The organism is Citrobacter sp. LUTT5 (assembly GCF_009905315.1).
Classification (GTDB): domain Bacteria; phylum Pseudomonadota; class Gammaproteobacteria; order Enterobacterales; family Enterobacteriaceae; genus Citrobacter; species Citrobacter freundii.
On the sequence record NZ_CP047606.1, the window covers coordinates 1054027 to 1069790 of the forward strand.

General features: G+C 52.4%; 14 protein-coding genes. 7 read left to right on the top strand and 7 right to left on the bottom strand.

What is annotated here, in order from left to right:
• Positions 1-271: 271 nt before the first annotated feature.
• Positions 272-1642 carry an adenylosuccinate lyase family protein gene (locus tag GUC46_RS04985; protein WP_088903112.1) on the top strand — a complete coding sequence of 457 codons (1371 nt, stop codon included), beginning with the start codon at positions 272-274 and terminating at the stop codon, positions 1640-1642.
• Positions 1643-1688: 46 nt separating this feature from the next.
• On the opposite strand, the gene GUC46_RS04990 is transcribed toward GUC46_RS04985, so the two are convergent.
• A complete protein-coding gene (locus GUC46_RS04990; RefSeq protein WP_003840284.1) occupies positions 1689-2582 on the bottom strand; it encodes a MurR/RpiR family transcriptional regulator in 894 nt (297 codons plus the stop codon).
• Between the two features lie 353 nt (positions 2583-2935).
• Here GUC46_RS04990 and dcuC point away from each other — a divergent pair, with 353 nt between their 5' ends.
• The 3 genes from dcuC (at position 2936) to GUC46_RS05005 (ending at position 6479) form a co-directional block, all read left to right on the top strand.
• Positions 2936-4303: a C4-dicarboxylate transporter DcuC gene (gene dcuC / locus GUC46_RS04995; protein WP_003846583.1), complete on the top strand. Its 1368-nt coding sequence runs from the start codon at positions 2936-2938 to the stop codon at positions 4301-4303.
• A 52-nt stretch (positions 4304-4355) separates the two neighbouring features.
• Positions 4356-6050 (top strand): NAD-dependent malic enzyme, encoded by a 1695-nt coding sequence (locus GUC46_RS05000; RefSeq protein WP_130715425.1) that lies wholly within the window; start codon positions 4356-4358, stop codon positions 6048-6050.
• 84 nt (positions 6051-6134) lie between these two features.
• On the top strand, positions 6135-6479 hold the full coding sequence (locus GUC46_RS05005) for a nitrous oxide-stimulated promoter family protein (RefSeq protein ID WP_088903114.1): 345 nt from the start codon (positions 6135-6137) through the stop codon (positions 6477-6479).
• Positions 6480-6581: 102 nt separating this feature from the next.
• Here the strand turns inward: GUC46_RS05005 and flhA are convergent, their stop codons facing one another.
• The 6 genes from flhA to hypA form a co-directional block, all read right to left on the bottom strand.
• Entirely contained in the window at positions 6582-8660 is a 2079-nt protein-coding gene (gene flhA, locus GUC46_RS05010; RefSeq protein WP_003840276.1) for a formate hydrogenlyase transcriptional activator FlhA, read from the bottom strand.
• A 127-nt stretch (positions 8661-8787) separates the two neighbouring features.
• Positions 8788-9798: a hydrogenase expression/formation protein HypE gene (hypE, locus tag GUC46_RS05015; protein WP_003037416.1), complete on the bottom strand. Its 1011-nt coding sequence runs from the start codon at positions 9796-9798 to the stop codon at positions 8788-8790.
• Positions 9795-10916 (bottom strand): hydrogenase formation protein HypD, encoded by a 1122-nt coding sequence (gene hypD / locus GUC46_RS05020; protein ID WP_088903115.1) that lies wholly within the window; start codon positions 10914-10916, stop codon positions 9795-9797. The genes hypE and hypD overlap by 4 nt, the downstream gene beginning before the upstream one ends.
• Positions 10917-11189: a hydrogenase 3 maturation protein HypC gene (gene hypC, locus GUC46_RS05025; protein ID WP_003037411.1), complete on the bottom strand. Its 273-nt coding sequence runs from the start codon at positions 11187-11189 to the stop codon at positions 10917-10919.
• On the bottom strand, positions 11180-12052 hold the full coding sequence (hypB, locus tag GUC46_RS05030) for a hydrogenase nickel incorporation protein HypB (protein ID WP_003037409.1): 873 nt from the start codon (positions 12050-12052) through the stop codon (positions 11180-11182). The genes hypC and hypB overlap by 10 nt, the downstream gene beginning before the upstream one ends.
• 103 nt (positions 12053-12155) lie before the next feature.
• Positions 12156-12527 (bottom strand): hydrogenase maturation nickel metallochaperone HypA, encoded by a 372-nt coding sequence (gene hypA, locus GUC46_RS05035; protein ID WP_003037406.1) that lies wholly within the window; start codon positions 12525-12527, stop codon positions 12156-12158.
• Positions 12528-12725: 198 nt separating this feature from the next.
• Here hypA and hycA point away from each other — a divergent pair, with 198 nt between their 5' ends.
• From hycA to hycC, 3 genes are all read left to right on the top strand, one after another.
• Entirely contained in the window at positions 12726-13184 is a 459-nt protein-coding gene (gene hycA / locus GUC46_RS05040) for a formate hydrogenlyase regulator HycA (protein ID WP_003840271.1), read from the top strand.
• Between the two features lie 143 nt (positions 13185-13327).
• Complete coding sequence (gene hycB / locus GUC46_RS05045; protein ID WP_003037401.1) at positions 13328-13939, top strand: formate hydrogenlyase subunit HycB; 612 nt, start codon at positions 13328-13330, stop codon at positions 13937-13939.
• Positions 13936-15762 (top strand): formate hydrogenlyase subunit 3, encoded by a 1827-nt coding sequence (hycC, locus tag GUC46_RS05050; RefSeq protein ID WP_096878731.1) that lies wholly within the window; start codon positions 13936-13938, stop codon positions 15760-15762. The genes hycB and hycC overlap by 4 nt, the downstream gene beginning before the upstream one ends.
• The last annotated feature ends 2 nt before the right edge of the window (positions 15763-15764 follow it).

The following is a 15764-nucleotide window of genomic DNA, read 5'->3' on the forward strand; positions in this document are numbered from 1 at the left end:
TATCTCTGTTTTTACTATTGTATTAATGGTTCTAATATTTAATTATGGGGCTTTTAAAATGTTACGGCTCTACAATATATGATCATGAAAATTACTGTGAAGTACGTCTCATTTCTACTGGGTAGAAAAGCTGAAAATGGGAATGTTGTATTCTCATGATTACTATTGAGGTGGGAATACTATTTTCCCCTATAATTTGGCAGACAAATCCCGCAAAATTGATTAATCAAATTTTCTATTATCACGCATTCACTAGCCGGAGAGGCGCTGTATGTACGGGAAGCAAACAACGGTATTTGATTCTGACCTTTATTCATCATTGTTCACTCAGGATAAGATGCGGGAAATATGGTCTGACGACAATCTGCTGCGTTGTTGGTTGCGTTTTGAGGCGGCGGTCGCTCGAGTGCAAAGTGAGTTGGGAATTATTCCTGAACAAGCAGCCGTTGAAATTGAACAAACCTGTCGGGAAATACAGATAGACTGGCCAGCCTTGGCGCAGGAAACACAAACGGTCGGCATGGCGATAAAGCCGCTGATCGATCAGATCTCCGCCAGCGGAACACCGCTGGTCAGTCAGTTTCTGCATTGGGGATGCACCACTCAGGATTTACTCGACTCAGGCATGGCGATGAGATTGCAGCAAACGCTGCGGCTATTGCGTGAGCAATTGCTTGATGTTGGCGAAGCCATGAAAGCGATGGCGTTACGACACGCGCGTACGGTAATGGTTGCGCGTACCAATTCGGTGGATGCCTCTGCAACGACGTGGGGGCTTCATGTTTGCAGTTATCTGGCGGAGATAAACCGCCACCTGACACGACTACAGCAGCTGTATCCGCGTGCCGTAACCGGACTTTTTGGCGGTGCGGTGGGGAATCTGGCTTCTGTAGGTAAGCAGGGAATGGAAACGCGCCAGCGGCTGATGTTAGCGTTGGGTCTGAACGTGCCCTGCGGGATTAATAATGCCAGCCAGGATGCGGTTGTTGAGGTTGTGCAGTTTTTTGCTCTTGTTCACGGCACGCTGTGTCGTCTGGCCAACGATGTCGAAACCATGGGACGCACGCCGATTGCAGAAGTACTCGAAGGAGAGGGCGGTGGCGGATCCAGCACCATGCCACACAAAGTTAATCCACGCGCCTGTAATATGGTGCAAACGTTGGCAAGAATGGGGTGGATGTATGCTTCCGGCGCGCCAGCAATGCTGGATCAACAGGATGTACGAGCTGCCTCAATGCGGGTATTAAACTGGACGATCCTCCCGGAGGCCTCTAATGCGTTATCGACCAGCCTGACACGCGCAAAGAATCTGCTTTCGCATCTCATTGTTAATGAAGATAAGATGCGCGCTAATTTTGACTGCTCAAAGCACTTTATTATGTCTGAGTCGCTGACGATGAAGCTTGCCGCCAAAATTGGCAGAGAGTCCGCCTATAACCTGGTGAAAAATCTGCTGAAGCATGCAACCGGCGAGTACAGCTTCATGGAGATCGTACAGGCTAGCCCGGAAATCCGCGCGTCATTATCTGGGGCGGAAATTGCTGCCGCCTGCGAGCCGCTGTCATATATCGGGGCTAACGACGCGTTAATCGCTGAGACTATCGCTGAGTTCGATCGCGTGAAAACCGCAGATATTGCCTGATTCGTCATGTCGCCGGGAGGGATAGCTCTCCTGGCGGTTGGTGGCACTAAGTATTGTGGGACGATGCCGAAAATGTTTCGAAAAAGACGAATAATTCTTCCAGTTGGGCAAAATTCCCCTCGCTATCTCCTTTCTCATAAGCCAGATGTAGAATGAGTTCGATAAAAAAGAAGCCAAGAATACGGCTTTGAAAAATGGAATGTACGTCGCTTGGGAGAACAAACTGCAGATCGCAGAACTTACCGTAAGGGTTCGCCTCTGAGTTGGTCACCAACACTACGGCGGCATTCTTTTTTCTGAACCATCTTGCAATATTGAGGGCGACCCGGTTAAATCGATAGTAAGAGAAAACAATCAGGACATCTCCTTCCTCAATGTTGACGAGACATTTGGGGAGTTCGCTGATGTCCGTCGGTAACAGGGAGATGTTACTGCGGAAGTACTTTAGCAGTGTACAAAAATGCGTTGCCATGGCATGAGACGATGAAGGGCCGACGACATAAATATGACGTTTGTTGTTCAGCACCAGATCGATAAATGCATTAAGGCTCTCAATATCGATATTATTTTTAAATTGATTAAATAATTCTGATACTTTGTAGGTGAAATCGGTAACGATACTTTCAGTGGTAATCCCAGGATTGTTACGCAGTTTGATGTTTTTCTCAAACGGTGCGGATATTTTATTTTTTGACAGCGTGATGTCTAATGCCTTGCGGAAAGCAGCATAACCCGTAAACCCCATTTTATTTAAAAATCGGCCAATAGTTGCTTTGCTTACCATCGCATTTTGCGAGAGATCAACAATGCCATGGTAAGGCAGTTCATTGAAGTGTTTATTAATGTACTCATTAAGTCGGCACTCAGATTCAGTTAGATCACCCATATTAAGAGTAAGTAAGTTATACTCATCCAGACTTAATGTGTTTTTATTATACATGGATAACACCCGATTGCTGTTGAATATCAACGTTGTTATAGGGTAATACGCTTTCGACGTCAATCATTGAATGAATATCCTGGAAACCCGCATCCAGCTCTTCCTGGAAGATATGACCATACTCATATAAGTTGCGATCTTACTCACAAAAAGGGGTGGGAAAATATCTTTCCCGTATTTTATAACCACACAACCCATTACAATTAAATCTCAATATTTGAGTGTGTAATACGATAAATTTACGTACATATTATAACTGCTTATATATGGAGGCGCTTTTTTACTATCCTACATAAGCAATGATGATATGACGGGTAACCCTACCAAATTTGTATGGCATAGGAATTGTTATTATGACAGCGTTTATTATAGCAATAGTGATAACAGTTATTGCAGCATGGTTAATTGTAAAAAACTATCAGCCGCAAACTGTTTTATTACTCGCTGGACTGGCATTATTGACCATTACCGTATTGTTTTATCCTGAAAACAGCATTCTCTATGATAAAGCGAAATCCACGGGGTCAACCTGGCTGGACATCTTTAGCTTTGCCAAAGAATCGCTGACCACACAAATTGCGGGTATTGGTCTTATCATCATGGCGGCGGGTGGATTTGCCAGCTATATGGATCACATCAAAGCGTCGAATGCGATGGTGAATATGTGCATTCGTCCGCTACAGGTGATTAAAGCGCCTTACCTGATCCTCGCGTTGGGGTACATCTGCGCACAGCTTCTGCACGTGGCAATTTCAAGTGCGGCGGGGCTGGCGATGTTGCTGCTGGTGACATTCTTCCCGGTACTGGTTCGTCTTGGGGTCAGTAAAGCTTCTGCAGCCGCGATGATCGGTCTGTGCGCATTTATGGATCTAGGGCCTGCGGTTGGTACTGCGAATCTGGCGGCCAAGCATGCTGGCATGGAAAGCGCTATCTACTTCGCTCATTACCAGATGCCGGTGGCGGTGGTGGTGATGTTGGCCGTTGCTGTAGTGATTTACTTCACCGCGAAGTATTTCGACAAAAAGGATGGCTTCATATCAGGCGAGCAAAGCGTCGCGCAAGCAGAAGAAGAGGGCCGCAAGGCACCCGCTATTTACGCGTTGTTACCGGTCCTGCCTGTAGCACTGGTGCTGGTCTTTAGCCCTTTGGTGATCAAATCCATCAAAATTGACGTGGTCACGGCAATGATCCTTGGCGCGGTCGTCGCGTTTTTCTTCGAACTGGTGGCTACCCGAGATTTCAAAAACTGCTGTAAAGGGTTACAGGTCTTTTTCAAAGGCATGGGCAGCATGTTTACCAGTATTGTTTCCTTGTTGGTGTGTGCGGATATCTATGCCCAGGGGCTGCAGAAAATTGGCGCGGTGGACTACCTGTTGCAGTCAGTGCAAAACGCAGGCCTGGGTTTTACCAGTATGACGCTGGTGATGACCGCGCTGGTGGGCGTCACCGCCGTCCTGACAGGCTCTGGCGTAGCCGCCTTTTTCTCTTTCTCCGGCCTGGCTCCCTCCATTGCGGCAAAATTTGGTGAGAGCGCTGTCAATATGATTCTGCCAATGCAGTTGATGGCGGGAATGGGGCGCTCAATGTCTCCTGTGGCTGGCATCATTATTGCGGTAAGCAAAGCAGGGGAATGTTCACCGTTTATGATCGTCAGAAGAACGCTGCTTCCAGCGCTGGCCGGTATCGCGGCGATGCTGGTTGCCAACTATGTCCTGATTTGAATCCCGAGAGCCTGTTAATGCAGGCTCTTATTTTTTTATCTGGTTGTAATTTATGGATGGCAACGTGACAAACGATGTTTTATACGTCCCGTTTACGGGGAAGTTACTGCTTGAGTCTCCGTTATTGAACAAGGGAAGTAGCTTCACGCAGCAAGAAAGACATGACTTTAATCTGAGTGGACTACTGCCTTGCGCCATTGAGAATATTGATGAACAAGCCGAGCGGGCGTATCAACAATATCTTGAGGCTGAATCCCACAACGCTCGACATATTTATCTGCGTAATATTCAGGATACCAACGAAACGTTATTTTATTACCTGCTGAAAAAGCATCTGCCGGAGATGCTGCCCATCGTTTATACCCCGGTAGTCGGGGCCGCTTGCGAAAAATTCTCCTGGATATATCGTCGTGCGCGTGGCGTCTTTATTTCATGGCCCGATCGCGATCGTATTGACGATATTTTGCATGATAATCCACGGCACGATATCAAGGTCATCGTCGTTACAGATGGCGAACGCATTCTGGGACTGGGTGACCAGGGCGTAGGCGGTATGGGGATCCCTATCGGAAAACTGTCGCTCTATACCGTATGTGGCGGGGTAAATCCGGCTAATACGCTCCCCATTCTACTGGATGTCGGGACGAACAATACGCGACTGCTGGACGATCCGCGCTATATCGGCTGGCGTCATCCGCGTATCACCGGTGAAGACTACTTCGCATTTATTGGCATGTTTATTGCGGCCGTAAAACGGCGCTGGCCTGACATTTTGCTGCAGTTTGAAGACTTCGCTCAACATACCGCAGTGCCTCTGCTGGAGCGTTATCGCGATGATCTGTGCTGCTTTAATGATGACATTCAGGGCACTGCGTCGGTAGCTCTGGCGACCTTACTTGCCGCATGTCGTGGCAGCGGCCGCGATTTCTGCAAGCAACCGATCGTGATTGTGGGAGCGGGCGCAGCCGGATGTGGCATAGCCCGGCATATCATTGCCTGTCGCATCAGTGAAGGGATGAGCCAGTCTGAAGCCAGACGGACAATTTTTATGGTGGATCGCGACGGTCTGGTGATGACCACCAATCATGCTTTAGCGGATTTCCAGCAACCGCTGGCACAACCTTCCGAGGCCTTATCTGACTGGCAGTATGAGGGGCAGGCGCCGTCATTACTGGAGGTGATTCATAATGTCAAACCCACGGTGATGCTGGGTGTGTCGGGCCAGGCCGGATTGTTCTCGCAGGAGGTGATTAGCACGATGTATCAATACTGCGATCACCCGATTGTTATGCCGCTGTCGAATCCCACCTCGAGAATGGAAGCGCGGCCAGAAGATATTGTTCGCTGGACCAGGGGACAGGCCATCATCGCGACCGGCAGCCCCTGTGATGCAGTTGAATTTAATGGGCGCTCCATTCCGGTTGCGCAATGTAATAACGTGTATGTTTTCCCGGCTATCGGTCTGGGGGCTATCGCCAGTGGTGCGACGCGCATAACAGACGCTATGCTGATGGCGGCAAGCTGCGCACTGGCCGATGCTTCTCCGCTGGTTCGTAACGGGGAAGGCGCTCTGTTGCCGGAGATTGGGACAATCTGCGACGTGACTCGCAGCATTGCTTTTGAGGTCGGTAAGGCGGCACAGCAGTCCGGTGTGGCAGAGAAGATAAGCGACGAGGTGTTGCTGCAGAGCATCAACGATAACTTTTGGCTACCGCACTACCGTCCTTATAAACGCCGGGCAATTTAGTCATTCTTCCTGGAATTGTTAACGGCTATTGGTTGCCTCTATGGTTAAGGTGTATTATTTATGCAACTTAATTGTGGAGGCATTATGTCCGGCAAACGTATTGCACGTGAAAAAATGACGATCCAGAGAATGATCTCGCTGTATGAAAGCCAGTGTCCGCAGGCTTCAGACGAGCCGGGGCATTACGATGCGTTATTTGTCTATGCGCAAAAGCGCCTGGATAAGTGCGTGTTTGGCGAGGAAAAACCGGCCTGCAAGCAGTGTCCGGTGCACTGCTATCAACCTGCTAAACGCGAAGAGATGAAGCAAATTATGCGTTGGGCTGGGCCAAGAATGCTCTGGCGTCATCCGATTCTGACCGTGCGTCATCTGATTGATGACAAACGCCCTGTCCCGGAATTGCCAGAGAAATATCAGCGCAAGAAGTAATGTAACAATTCTATGCCGGATGGCGGCTGCGCCTTATCCGGCCTACAAATACAAACGCACCAGTGGATAGACCCGATAAGCAAAGCGCCATCGGGCGAACCGTTAAACCAGCGCATCCTTATCAATGCCCAGGCGTTTCATGCGTGAGAGTAACGTTGTACGTTTCAGCCCCAGCCGTTGTGCCGCGCCTTTGGGACCGGCAACCACGCCGTTGGTTTCTTTCAATACGCGCATAATCAACTGGTATTCATCTTCGCCGTCCTGTGCGACTTCGGTTGCCACCGGAGGCGTAGACGGCATCAAAGGGGCAATATCCGGCAGGGACAGCTGCAGCACGTTGCCTCGGGTAAGCAGAACCGCACGTTCTACCACGTTTTCCAGCTCGCGCACGTTGCCCGGCCACTCCATGCTGCTCAGCGTACGCAGCGCCTCGGCGGGAATGCTGTCGATATTGCGCCCCATCCGGCGAGCAATTTTAAAGGTAAAGGCTTTTACCAGCAGCGGAATATCTTCCGGGCGCTCACGCAGCGGCGGCAGATGGATCGGGAAGACGTTCAGTCGATAGTAGAGATCGTTACGAAACTCGCGATCGGCTACCATCTTTTTCAGATCGCGGTTAGTGGCGGCGATCAAGCGTACGTCGGTCTGGATCAGTTTATTGCTGCCCAGACGTTCAAACTCCTGCTCCTGCAAAACGCGCAGCAGCTTAGGCTGTAGCTCCAGTGGCATGTCGCCCACTTCGTCGAGGAACAGCGAGCTTTTATCGGCCAGTTCGAAACGACCAATCCGCTGCGTGCTGGCACCGGTAAACGCGCCACGCTCATGACCAAACAGATCGCTTTCCAGTAATCCGGCAGGCATTGCCGCGCAGTTCATCTTCACCATCCGACGGGCGTTACGTCCGCTCAGGTTGTGAATGGCCCGTGCGATCAGCTCTTTACCCGTTCCGGTCTCACCCAGAATCAGGACGGTGCTGTCGCTTTGCGCCACCATTTCGACCTGCTTGAGTACGCTGTACATCGCTTCGCTGCGGCCAATGATTTCGCCGAACTCACTCTCTACATTGTTGAGTTGTTCAGTCAGCGCCAGGTTTTCATCTACCAGACGTTCTTTCAGGCGGTGAATCTCCTGATACGCAAGCGCGTTATCCACGGCAATTGCCACACGCTCGGCAATTTGGCGCAATAGCTTGAGGTTAGCGGTAGTGAAAACTTTCTCTTCGCACTGTGCCAGCTTGAGTACGCCGAGCATCGTATTGCCCGACATCAGCGGTAACAGACACAGGGTTTGTAGCTGGTTGCCCCAGGTTTCGAACAGCATCCGTTCGTAAGGAGCGAGCGTATCGCGTTCGCTCAGATTAATCAGCAGCATCTCTTTGCTTTTGAACACGCGTTCGGAAAGCGTACCTGCTTCATCCACTTCACTTTGTTCGTGCGCTGGATGATGTTCATCCAGATAGTGGGTGGAATAAATGCTGAGCTTGTTTTTACGATCGCTGCGTAACACGATGCTGATGGCATCAATGTCGAAGTAGTGATGGATCTCTTTGGCGACTTCGCTGACCAGTTCGTCAATGTCCAGGCGGGAGAGTACCGCATTGGTGATGGCGACCAGGATGCGAAAGTTATCACGCTCACGGCACAACAGATCGTAATCGACGTTGTTGCTGACCCTGCTTTGAATTTGTTCAGCAACGACGCCGACTATTTGGGTGAAGGTCTGTAGACGGTTATATTCTTTTTCACTCCATGGACGATCTTCATTACGGATGAACTCGCAACCGCCAAAGATACGCCCATCCGCCGCCAGCGGCAGCAGGCAGTAGTGGCCAAATTCAGAATACAGTCCGCCAGAGGCCAGCTGTGGCCAGGTTTCCGTAAACTCGTGATAGTTGCAGTGCAGCGCATCGGGGCGAGACAAAATACGGCGTACCGGACCATGAGCTAGTACCGTTTCGTCTTCATAATCGATGGGTTTACCATTTTCACGCGTCGCAAAATAACGCGCACGCTGCGTTTGTGCCTGCCATAAGACAATAGCCGCACAGTCGGCCAGCGCTGAACGCTTGACCAGCTGCGAAAGCGCCTCGCTAAGAGACGGGAGATCGGGCTGCTGTAATAATGTACGAGTAATATCGAACAGGCCTTGCTGTCCGAGGTCACTCATCGGTGTATACGACATATTGCTTTTCCAGGAAAAGCACCGCAGAACGGTGCGAAAACGGTAAATGAATTATAGGTATAAGTCGTAAATTATTGCCGGATAGCGATTTCGCTTATCCGGCCTACACGTTGCTGCTAATGGGCAGTTAGCATATACGAGGTAAAGGTTCGGCGTGTGGTAAATCGAGGGTTCGTTTCACGCCGTAAAGTCCGGCCAGACGCACACCTTTGCGTTCTACCACTTCGCCAATCATTGCGGCATCGCGTCCTAATGGATGCGCGCGCAGCGCGGCAAGCGCCGTTTCAGCGGCCTGACGCTCAACGGCAATCACCAGCTTACCTTCGTTAGCAAAGTTGAGCGCATCCAGTCCCAGCAGTTCGCAAACGCCACGCACCGCGGGCTTCACGGGCAGGGCCGCTTCAGACAGCTCAATGCCAAACCCACATGATGCGGCAAATTCGTGCGTTACTGCATTCACGCCGCCACGGGTTGCATCACGCAGCGCCTTCACGCCGGGAATATCACGTAGCGTCTGGATAAGCGGCGTCAATACCGCGCAGTCGCTGACCAGTTCGCCATCAAGACCCAGTTGTTCGCGCAGGTTAAGGATCGTTGCACCATGATCACCCAGCGTGCCGCTGACCAGCAGCACATCGCCCACGCTCAGGGTCTGTGCGCCCCAGTGAATGTTGGCGGGGATCGCGCCCATTCCGGCGGTGTTGATAAAAAGTTTGTCCGCCGCGCCGCGCTGTACAACCTTGGTGTCGCCGGTGACGATGGCGATACCCGCTTCGCGCGCGGTTGCCGCCATGCTGTTAACGACGGTTTTCAGCGTCTCCATTGGTAAACCTTCTTCGAGGATAAAACCGCAGGAGAGATAGCGCGGGATCGCGCCGCTGACCGCCACGTCGTTAGCCGTACCACAGATAGCCAGCTTGCCGATATTACCGCCCGGGAAGAACAACGGATCGATAACATAGCTGTCGGTTGAAAACGCCAGACGATCGCCTTCAGCGACCAGTTGCGCCAGTTCCAGACGTGCCTGATCTTCTTGTTCCGCCAGCCACGGATTCGCGAATGCCTCCATAAACAGACTGTTGATCAACTGCTGCATAGCCTGACCGCCGCTACCGTGGGCGAGTTGTACGCTGCTCATACTTCACACTCCTGCTGACGATACTGATACCAGGCGGCACATGCGCCTTCAGAGGAGACCATCAGGGCGCCAAAAGCGGTCTCCGGGTTACACGTTTTGCCAAATAATGGGCACTGATGTGGTTTACATCTGCCCGTCAGCACTTCCCCACAACGCGCGCGCGGATCGTCATACACCTGCTGCGGCGCTGGCTGGAAATGGGCTTCGGCATCAAAGCGCTGATAGTCAGGCGTCAGGTGAACGCCAGAGGATTCGATAACGCCCAGACCGCGCCATTCGCTGTCGCCATTGACGCAGAACACCTCGGCGATGGCCTGTTGTGCTAACGCGTTACCGGCATCCGGTACCACGCGGCGGTACTGGTTTTCTACCTGGCTGTGCGCGGCAATTTTCTGCTCAATTAACATCACCACGCCTTGCAGGAGATCGAGCGGTTCAAAACCGGCGACCACTAACGGACGATGGAAGTCTGAAGCAATGAAATTATAGGCATCAGTGCCAATCACCATGCTGACGTGGCCTGGTGCTAAAAAGGCGTCAATACCGTTGTCCGGCTGTTCCAGCAGGCTGCGCAGCGTAGGGATAAGCGTGATGTGCTGGCAGAAAAAGTAAAAGTTCTGCACGTCACGCTGCTTTGCTTGTTGCAGAGTGATAGCGGTCGTTGGCATTGTGGTTTCAAAACCCAGACCAAAGAACACCACCTTACGCGTTGGGTTTTCCTGTGCCAGTTTCAGCGCATCCATCGGTGAATAGACGATGCGGATATCTGCACCGCGCGCCTTGGCTTGCAGCAGGGAGCCTTGCTTACCCGGGACGCGCATCGCATCACCAAAGGTGCAGAAAATGACTTCTGGATGACTGGCGATTTCTACACAGCTGTCGATTCTACCCATCGGCAGAACGCAAACCGGGCAACCCGGACCATGAATAAACTCCACGTTTTCCGGTAGCAACTGGTCGAGGCCGAATTTGAAGATAGCGTGGGTATGACCACCACAAACTTCCATGATGCGCAGTGGGCGTTCAGCCGTGTAGGGGAGGTGGGCGGCACGTTCAGACAGGTGCTCTATCAGTTGCATCACCTGCTCTGGTGCGCGGTATTCGTCAACAAAACGCATTTATTTTTCCTCGCCGTACAGCAACGCGCCGACATCCGGCTCAACGTCAAACATGTTTTGCAGCGCGTCGAGCGTATCGCGCGCTTCAGCTTCATTAATGATGCTCATGGCAAAACCGACGTGGACCAGTACCCACTGGCCGAGGCGCGGTTGGCCATGCTCATCACAGCTACCGACCAGCGTCAGGTCGACGTCGCGCTGAATACCGCAAACGTCGACTTTGGCCTGGTTACCATCAATGGTGCGGATTTGACCCGGAACACCTATGCACATCGCTGCGTCTCCAGCCAGGAGAGCCATTGATCCATGCCTTCACCACTGGTGGCGGAAATCAGGATAATCTCAATTCCCGGGTTCACTTCCCGGGCGCTGGCGATGCATTTTTCAACGTCAAAATTGAGGTACGGTAGCAGATCCACTTTGTTGAGCAGCATCAGTGATGCGGCGGCAAACATATGTGGATATTTCAGCGGTTTGTCTTCACCTTCGGTGACGGAAAGCACGGCCACTTTATGGCGCTCGCCGAGGTCGAAGCTGGCCGGGCAGACCAGGTTGCCGACGTTCTCAATGAACAGAATGCCGTTATCGTCAAGCGGCAAACGCGGCGCGGCGTCAGCAATCATTTGTGCGTCAAGGTGGCAACCTTTACCGGTGTTGACCTGAATGGCGGGCGTGCCTGTGGCGCGAATACGGGCAGCATCGTTCACCGTCTGCTGGTCACCTTCAATAACGGCGCACGGCACGCTATCTTTCAGCTTCATCAGCGTTTCGGTCAGCAGCGTGGTTTTACCGGAGCCAGGGCTTGAAACAAGGTTCAGCACCAGATGCTGACGGGCCGCAAAGCGGGCACGGTTGCGCTCGGCCAGGCGGTTGTTTTTGTCCAGTACGTCAATTTCCACTTCCAGCATACGGCGTTGGCTCATACCTGGTGCGTGGGTTCCTGCCTCACCGTGACCGTAGTGCAAATCGCCTTCTTCGGTCTGGCTCGGTGTGAAATTTGAGGTCTTCACACCGGTAATATTCAGCGCTGGACGAGCCGCTGGGGCAAATGGCGCGCTGCGAAACGCCGAGTGGGGATTATGCTCATCACCCTCTATATATAGGTTGCCTTCAGCGCAACCACATGTCGTACACATCGCTCACTCCTGATCTTTTTACTTGCGATACATCTGTTGCCGGATGACTGCGTTGCCTTATCCGGCCTACAAACGAGCTCTTTCTGTAGGCTGGATAAGACGCTTAAGCGTCGCCATCCGGCGCTGGAGTCTGATCTATTTCAATACGTCGAATCTGTAAGCCGTCATCGGCCACAATTCTCAGCATATCGCTGTTGCATTGCGGACATCGGCGCACGCGTTGCGTCAGTAATGTGACGTATTGTTGACAAGATTCGCACCAACATTCGGCTTCTTGTTCTTCGAGGTGGAGTTTACAACCTTCTGCAAGGGTCCCGCGGCATACCAGATCAAAACAAAAGGAGAGAGCGCTGGTTTCTACGCAAGAAAATGCGCCAATTTTGAGCCAGACCCCAGTTACTCGCTGAGCACCGTGTTGCGTGGCCTGTTGTTCAATCAATTCCAGTGCCCGTTGGCAGAGGGTTATTTCGTGCATACCGCCTCCTGTGAAGTTGCCGTATCAAAAGCAATAAGCATGCCAGGTTGAATTTTTTCATTCGTGACAATGACGACAATGACGAAATGACATGTCGTCACCCGCCTTTTATTTTTTATCTATATGAAAATTAAGTAATTTAATTTTGGCATGAAATGTGCTTAAGGCTGTTCATCTCTGCTAAACGGGTAACCTGACATGACTATTTGGGAAATAAGCGAAAAAGCCGATTACATCGCTGAACGGCATCGTCGCCTACAGGACCAGTGGCGTATTTACTGCAACTCGCTGGTTCAGGGGATCACCCTGTCGAAAGCGCGTTTGCATCATGCAATGAGCTGTGCGCCGGACAAAGATCTCTGCTTTGTCCTTTTTGAACACTTCACTATCTACGTCACGCTGGCGGATGGCTTCAATAGCCACACCATCGAGTACTACGTCGAAACAAAAGATGGTGATGATAAGCAACTGATTGCACAGGCACAGTTGACCATCGACGGTCAAGTCGATGAGCGTTTCAGTAACCGCGATCGCGAACAGGTGCTGGAGCACTATCTTGAGAAAATCGCCACCGTCTACGACAGCCTGTACACCGCGGTTGAGAACAATATGCCGGTGAATTTAAGCCAACTGGTTGAGGGACATAGCCCGGCTTAAGCCTCAGGTGCTGTCCACTTTGTCATGATGCGGTTTACATACTGCGTCACGATGTTTTAGGGAATGGGCATGTCGAAAAATGTCGAAATGACATTTTGCAGACATGTTTTCGTCAAAAATGACTATCACCTGAGGAATGCCTGGTGAATCGTTTTGTAATTGCTGACTCCACTCTTTGTATTGGCTGCCACACCTGTGAAGCCGCCTGCTCAGAGACACATCGCCAGCATGGCCTGCAGTCAATGCCGCGCCTGAAAGTGATGTTAAATGAAAAAGAATCCGCGCCGCAGCTTTGCCACCAGTGTGAAGATGCGCCTTGCGCCACCGTGTGTCCGGTTAATGCCATTAACCGCGTTGATGGCGCCGTACAGCTGAATGAAAGCCTGTGCGTAAGCTGCAAACTGTGCGGGATCGCTTGTCCGTTTGGCGCGATAGAGTTTTCCGGTAGCCGTCCGCTGCATATCCCGGCAAACGCCAATACGCCAAAAGCGCCTCCGGCTCCGCCAGCGCCTGCTCGCGTGAGTTCGCTGTTGGACTGGGTTCCTGGCGTTCGTGCCATCGCGGTGAAATGCGATCTGTGCAGTTTTGACGAGCTTGGTCCGGCCTGCGTGCGCATGTGTCCGACCAAAGCTCTGCACCTGGTGAGCAACATGGATATCGCCCGCGCCAGCAAACGTAAGCGTGAGCTGACTTTCAATACCGATTTCGGCGATCTCACCTTGTTTCAGCAGGCTCAGAGTGGGGATGCAAAATGAGCGCAATTTCACTGATTAACAGCGGCGTGGCCTGGTTTACAGCGGCTGCGGTTCTGGCATTTCTGTTTTCATTTCATAAATCGCTGAGCGGCTGGATTGCTGGAGTTGGCGGTGCGGTCGGCAGCTTGTGTACGGCAGCCGCGGGTTTTACCGTTCTGACTAATGCGCTGGCGGTGAGCGGCGTGATGCCGTTTATTGGGCACAGTCTGCAAATTACTCCACTGAATGCTATCTGGCTGATTACGCTGGGACTGTGCGGCCTGTTTGTCAGCCTGTACAACATTGACTGGCATCGTCATCCGCAGGTGAAAGCTAACGGCCTGCTGGTGAATCTGCTGATGGCCGCGGCGGTATGTGCGGTGGTTGCCAGCAACCTCGGTACGCTGGTGGTGATGGCGGAAATCATGGCGCTGTGTGCCGTGTTCCTCACCGGATGCAATAAAGAAGGCAAACTGTGGTTTGCGCTGGGGCGTATTGGTACGCTGCTGCTGGCGGTTGCCTGCTACCTTGTGTGGCAACGTTACGGCACTCTGGAGCTGCGTCTGCTAGACCTGCGCACCCAGGAGCTGCCGCTCGGGTCTGATATCTGGCTGCTGGGCGTGGCAGGTTTTGGCCTGCTGGCCGGGATTATTCCTCTGCATGGTTGGGTGCCACAGGCACACGCCAATGCCAGCGCACCGGCTGCGGCACTGTTCTCTACCGTGGTCATGAAGGTCGGTCTACTGGGTATTCTCTCCCTGTCGCTGCTGGGCGGTAATGCGCCGCTGTGGTGGGGAATTACGCTGCTGGTGTTGGGCATGATCACCGCATTTGTTGGCGGTCTGTATGCGCTGATGGAACACAATATCCAGCGCCTGCTGGCGTACCACACGCTGGAAAACATCGGCATTATTCTGCTGGGGCTGGGCGCTGGCGTGACCGGGATTTCCCTGAATCAACCGGCGCTGATTGCGCTGGGTTTGACCGGCGGTCTGTACCACCTGGTAAACCACAGCCTGTTCAAAAGCGTTCTGTTCCTGGGCGCAGGCAGCATCTGGTTCCGTACCGGTCATCGTGATATCGAAAAACTGGGCGGTATCGGCAAACGCATGCCGGTTATCTCTCTGGCGATGCTGGTTGGCCTGATGGCGATGGCCGCGCTGCCGCCGCTGAACGGTTTTGCCGGTGAGTGGGTTATCTATCAATCCTTCTTCAAGCTGGGTAACAGCGGGGCGTTTGTCGGTCGTCTGTTAGGGCCGTTGCTGGCGGTTGGGCTGGCAATTACCGGCGCGCTGGCGGTGATGTGTATGGCGAAAGTCTATGGCGTAACGTTCCTTGGTGCACCGCGCACGAAGGAAGCTGAAAACGCCTGCTGCGCGCCAATCCTGATGGGTGTGAGCGTTGTTGCGCTGGCTATCTGTTGCGTGATCGGCGGCGTGGCTGCGCCGTGGCTGCTGCCGATGATCTCCTCTGCCGTTCCGCTGCCGCTGGAAACTGCGAACACCACCGTTTCTCAGCCAATGATCACGCTGCTGCTGATCGCATGTCCGCTGCTGCCGTTCATCATCATGGCAATTTTCAAAGGCAACCGTCTGCCGTCGCGTTCACGCGGTGCGGCATGGGTGTGTGGTTACGATCACGAGCAGTCAATGGTCATTACCGCGCACGGTTTTGCCATGCCGGTGAAAGAAGCCTTTGCCCCGGTACTCAAACTGCGTAAGTGGTTGAATCCGGTATCACTGGTTCCGGGCTGGCAGAATGCGGCTGCGCCGGTGCTGTTCCGTCGCCTGGCGCTGATTGAGCTGGCGGTGCTGGTGGTGATTGTGGTTTCACGAGGAGCCTGAAA

Coding starts and splice junctions, on each gene's coding strand:
- GUC46_RS04985 (WP_088903112.1), top strand. CDS start 272: ATGTACGGGAAGCAAACAACGGTATTTGATTCTGACCTTTATTCATCA.
- GUC46_RS04990 (WP_003840284.1), bottom strand. CDS start 2,582: ATGTATAATAAAAACACATTAAGTCTGGATGAGTATAACTTACTTACT.
- dcuC (WP_003846583.1), top strand. CDS start 2,936: ATGACAGCGTTTATTATAGCAATAGTGATAACAGTTATTGCAGCATGG.
- GUC46_RS05000 (WP_130715425.1), top strand. CDS start 4,356: ATGGATGGCAACGTGACAAACGATGTTTTATACGTCCCGTTTACGGGG.
- GUC46_RS05005 (WP_088903114.1), top strand. CDS start 6,135: ATGTCCGGCAAACGTATTGCACGTGAAAAAATGACGATCCAGAGAATG.
- flhA (WP_003840276.1), bottom strand. CDS start 8,660: ATGTCGTATACACCGATGAGTGACCTCGGACAGCAAGGCCTGTTCGAT.
- hypE (WP_003037416.1), bottom strand. CDS start 9,798: ATGAGCAGCGTACAACTCGCCCACGGTAGCGGCGGTCAGGCTATGCAG.
- hypD (WP_088903115.1), bottom strand. CDS start 10,916: ATGCGTTTTGTTGACGAATACCGCGCACCAGAGCAGGTGATGCAACTG.
- hypC (WP_003037411.1), bottom strand. CDS start 11,189: ATGTGCATAGGTGTTCCGGGTCAAATCCGCACCATTGATGGTAACCAG.
- hypB (WP_003037409.1), bottom strand. CDS start 12,052: ATGTGTACGACATGTGGTTGCGCTGAAGGCAACCTATATATAGAGGGT.
- hypA (WP_003037406.1), bottom strand. CDS start 12,527: ATGCACGAAATAACCCTCTGCCAACGGGCACTGGAATTGATTGAACAA.
- hycA (WP_003840271.1), top strand. CDS start 12,726: ATGACTATTTGGGAAATAAGCGAAAAAGCCGATTACATCGCTGAACGG.
- hycC (WP_096878731.1), top strand. CDS start 13,936: ATGAGCGCAATTTCACTGATTAACAGCGGCGTGGCCTGGTTTACAGCG.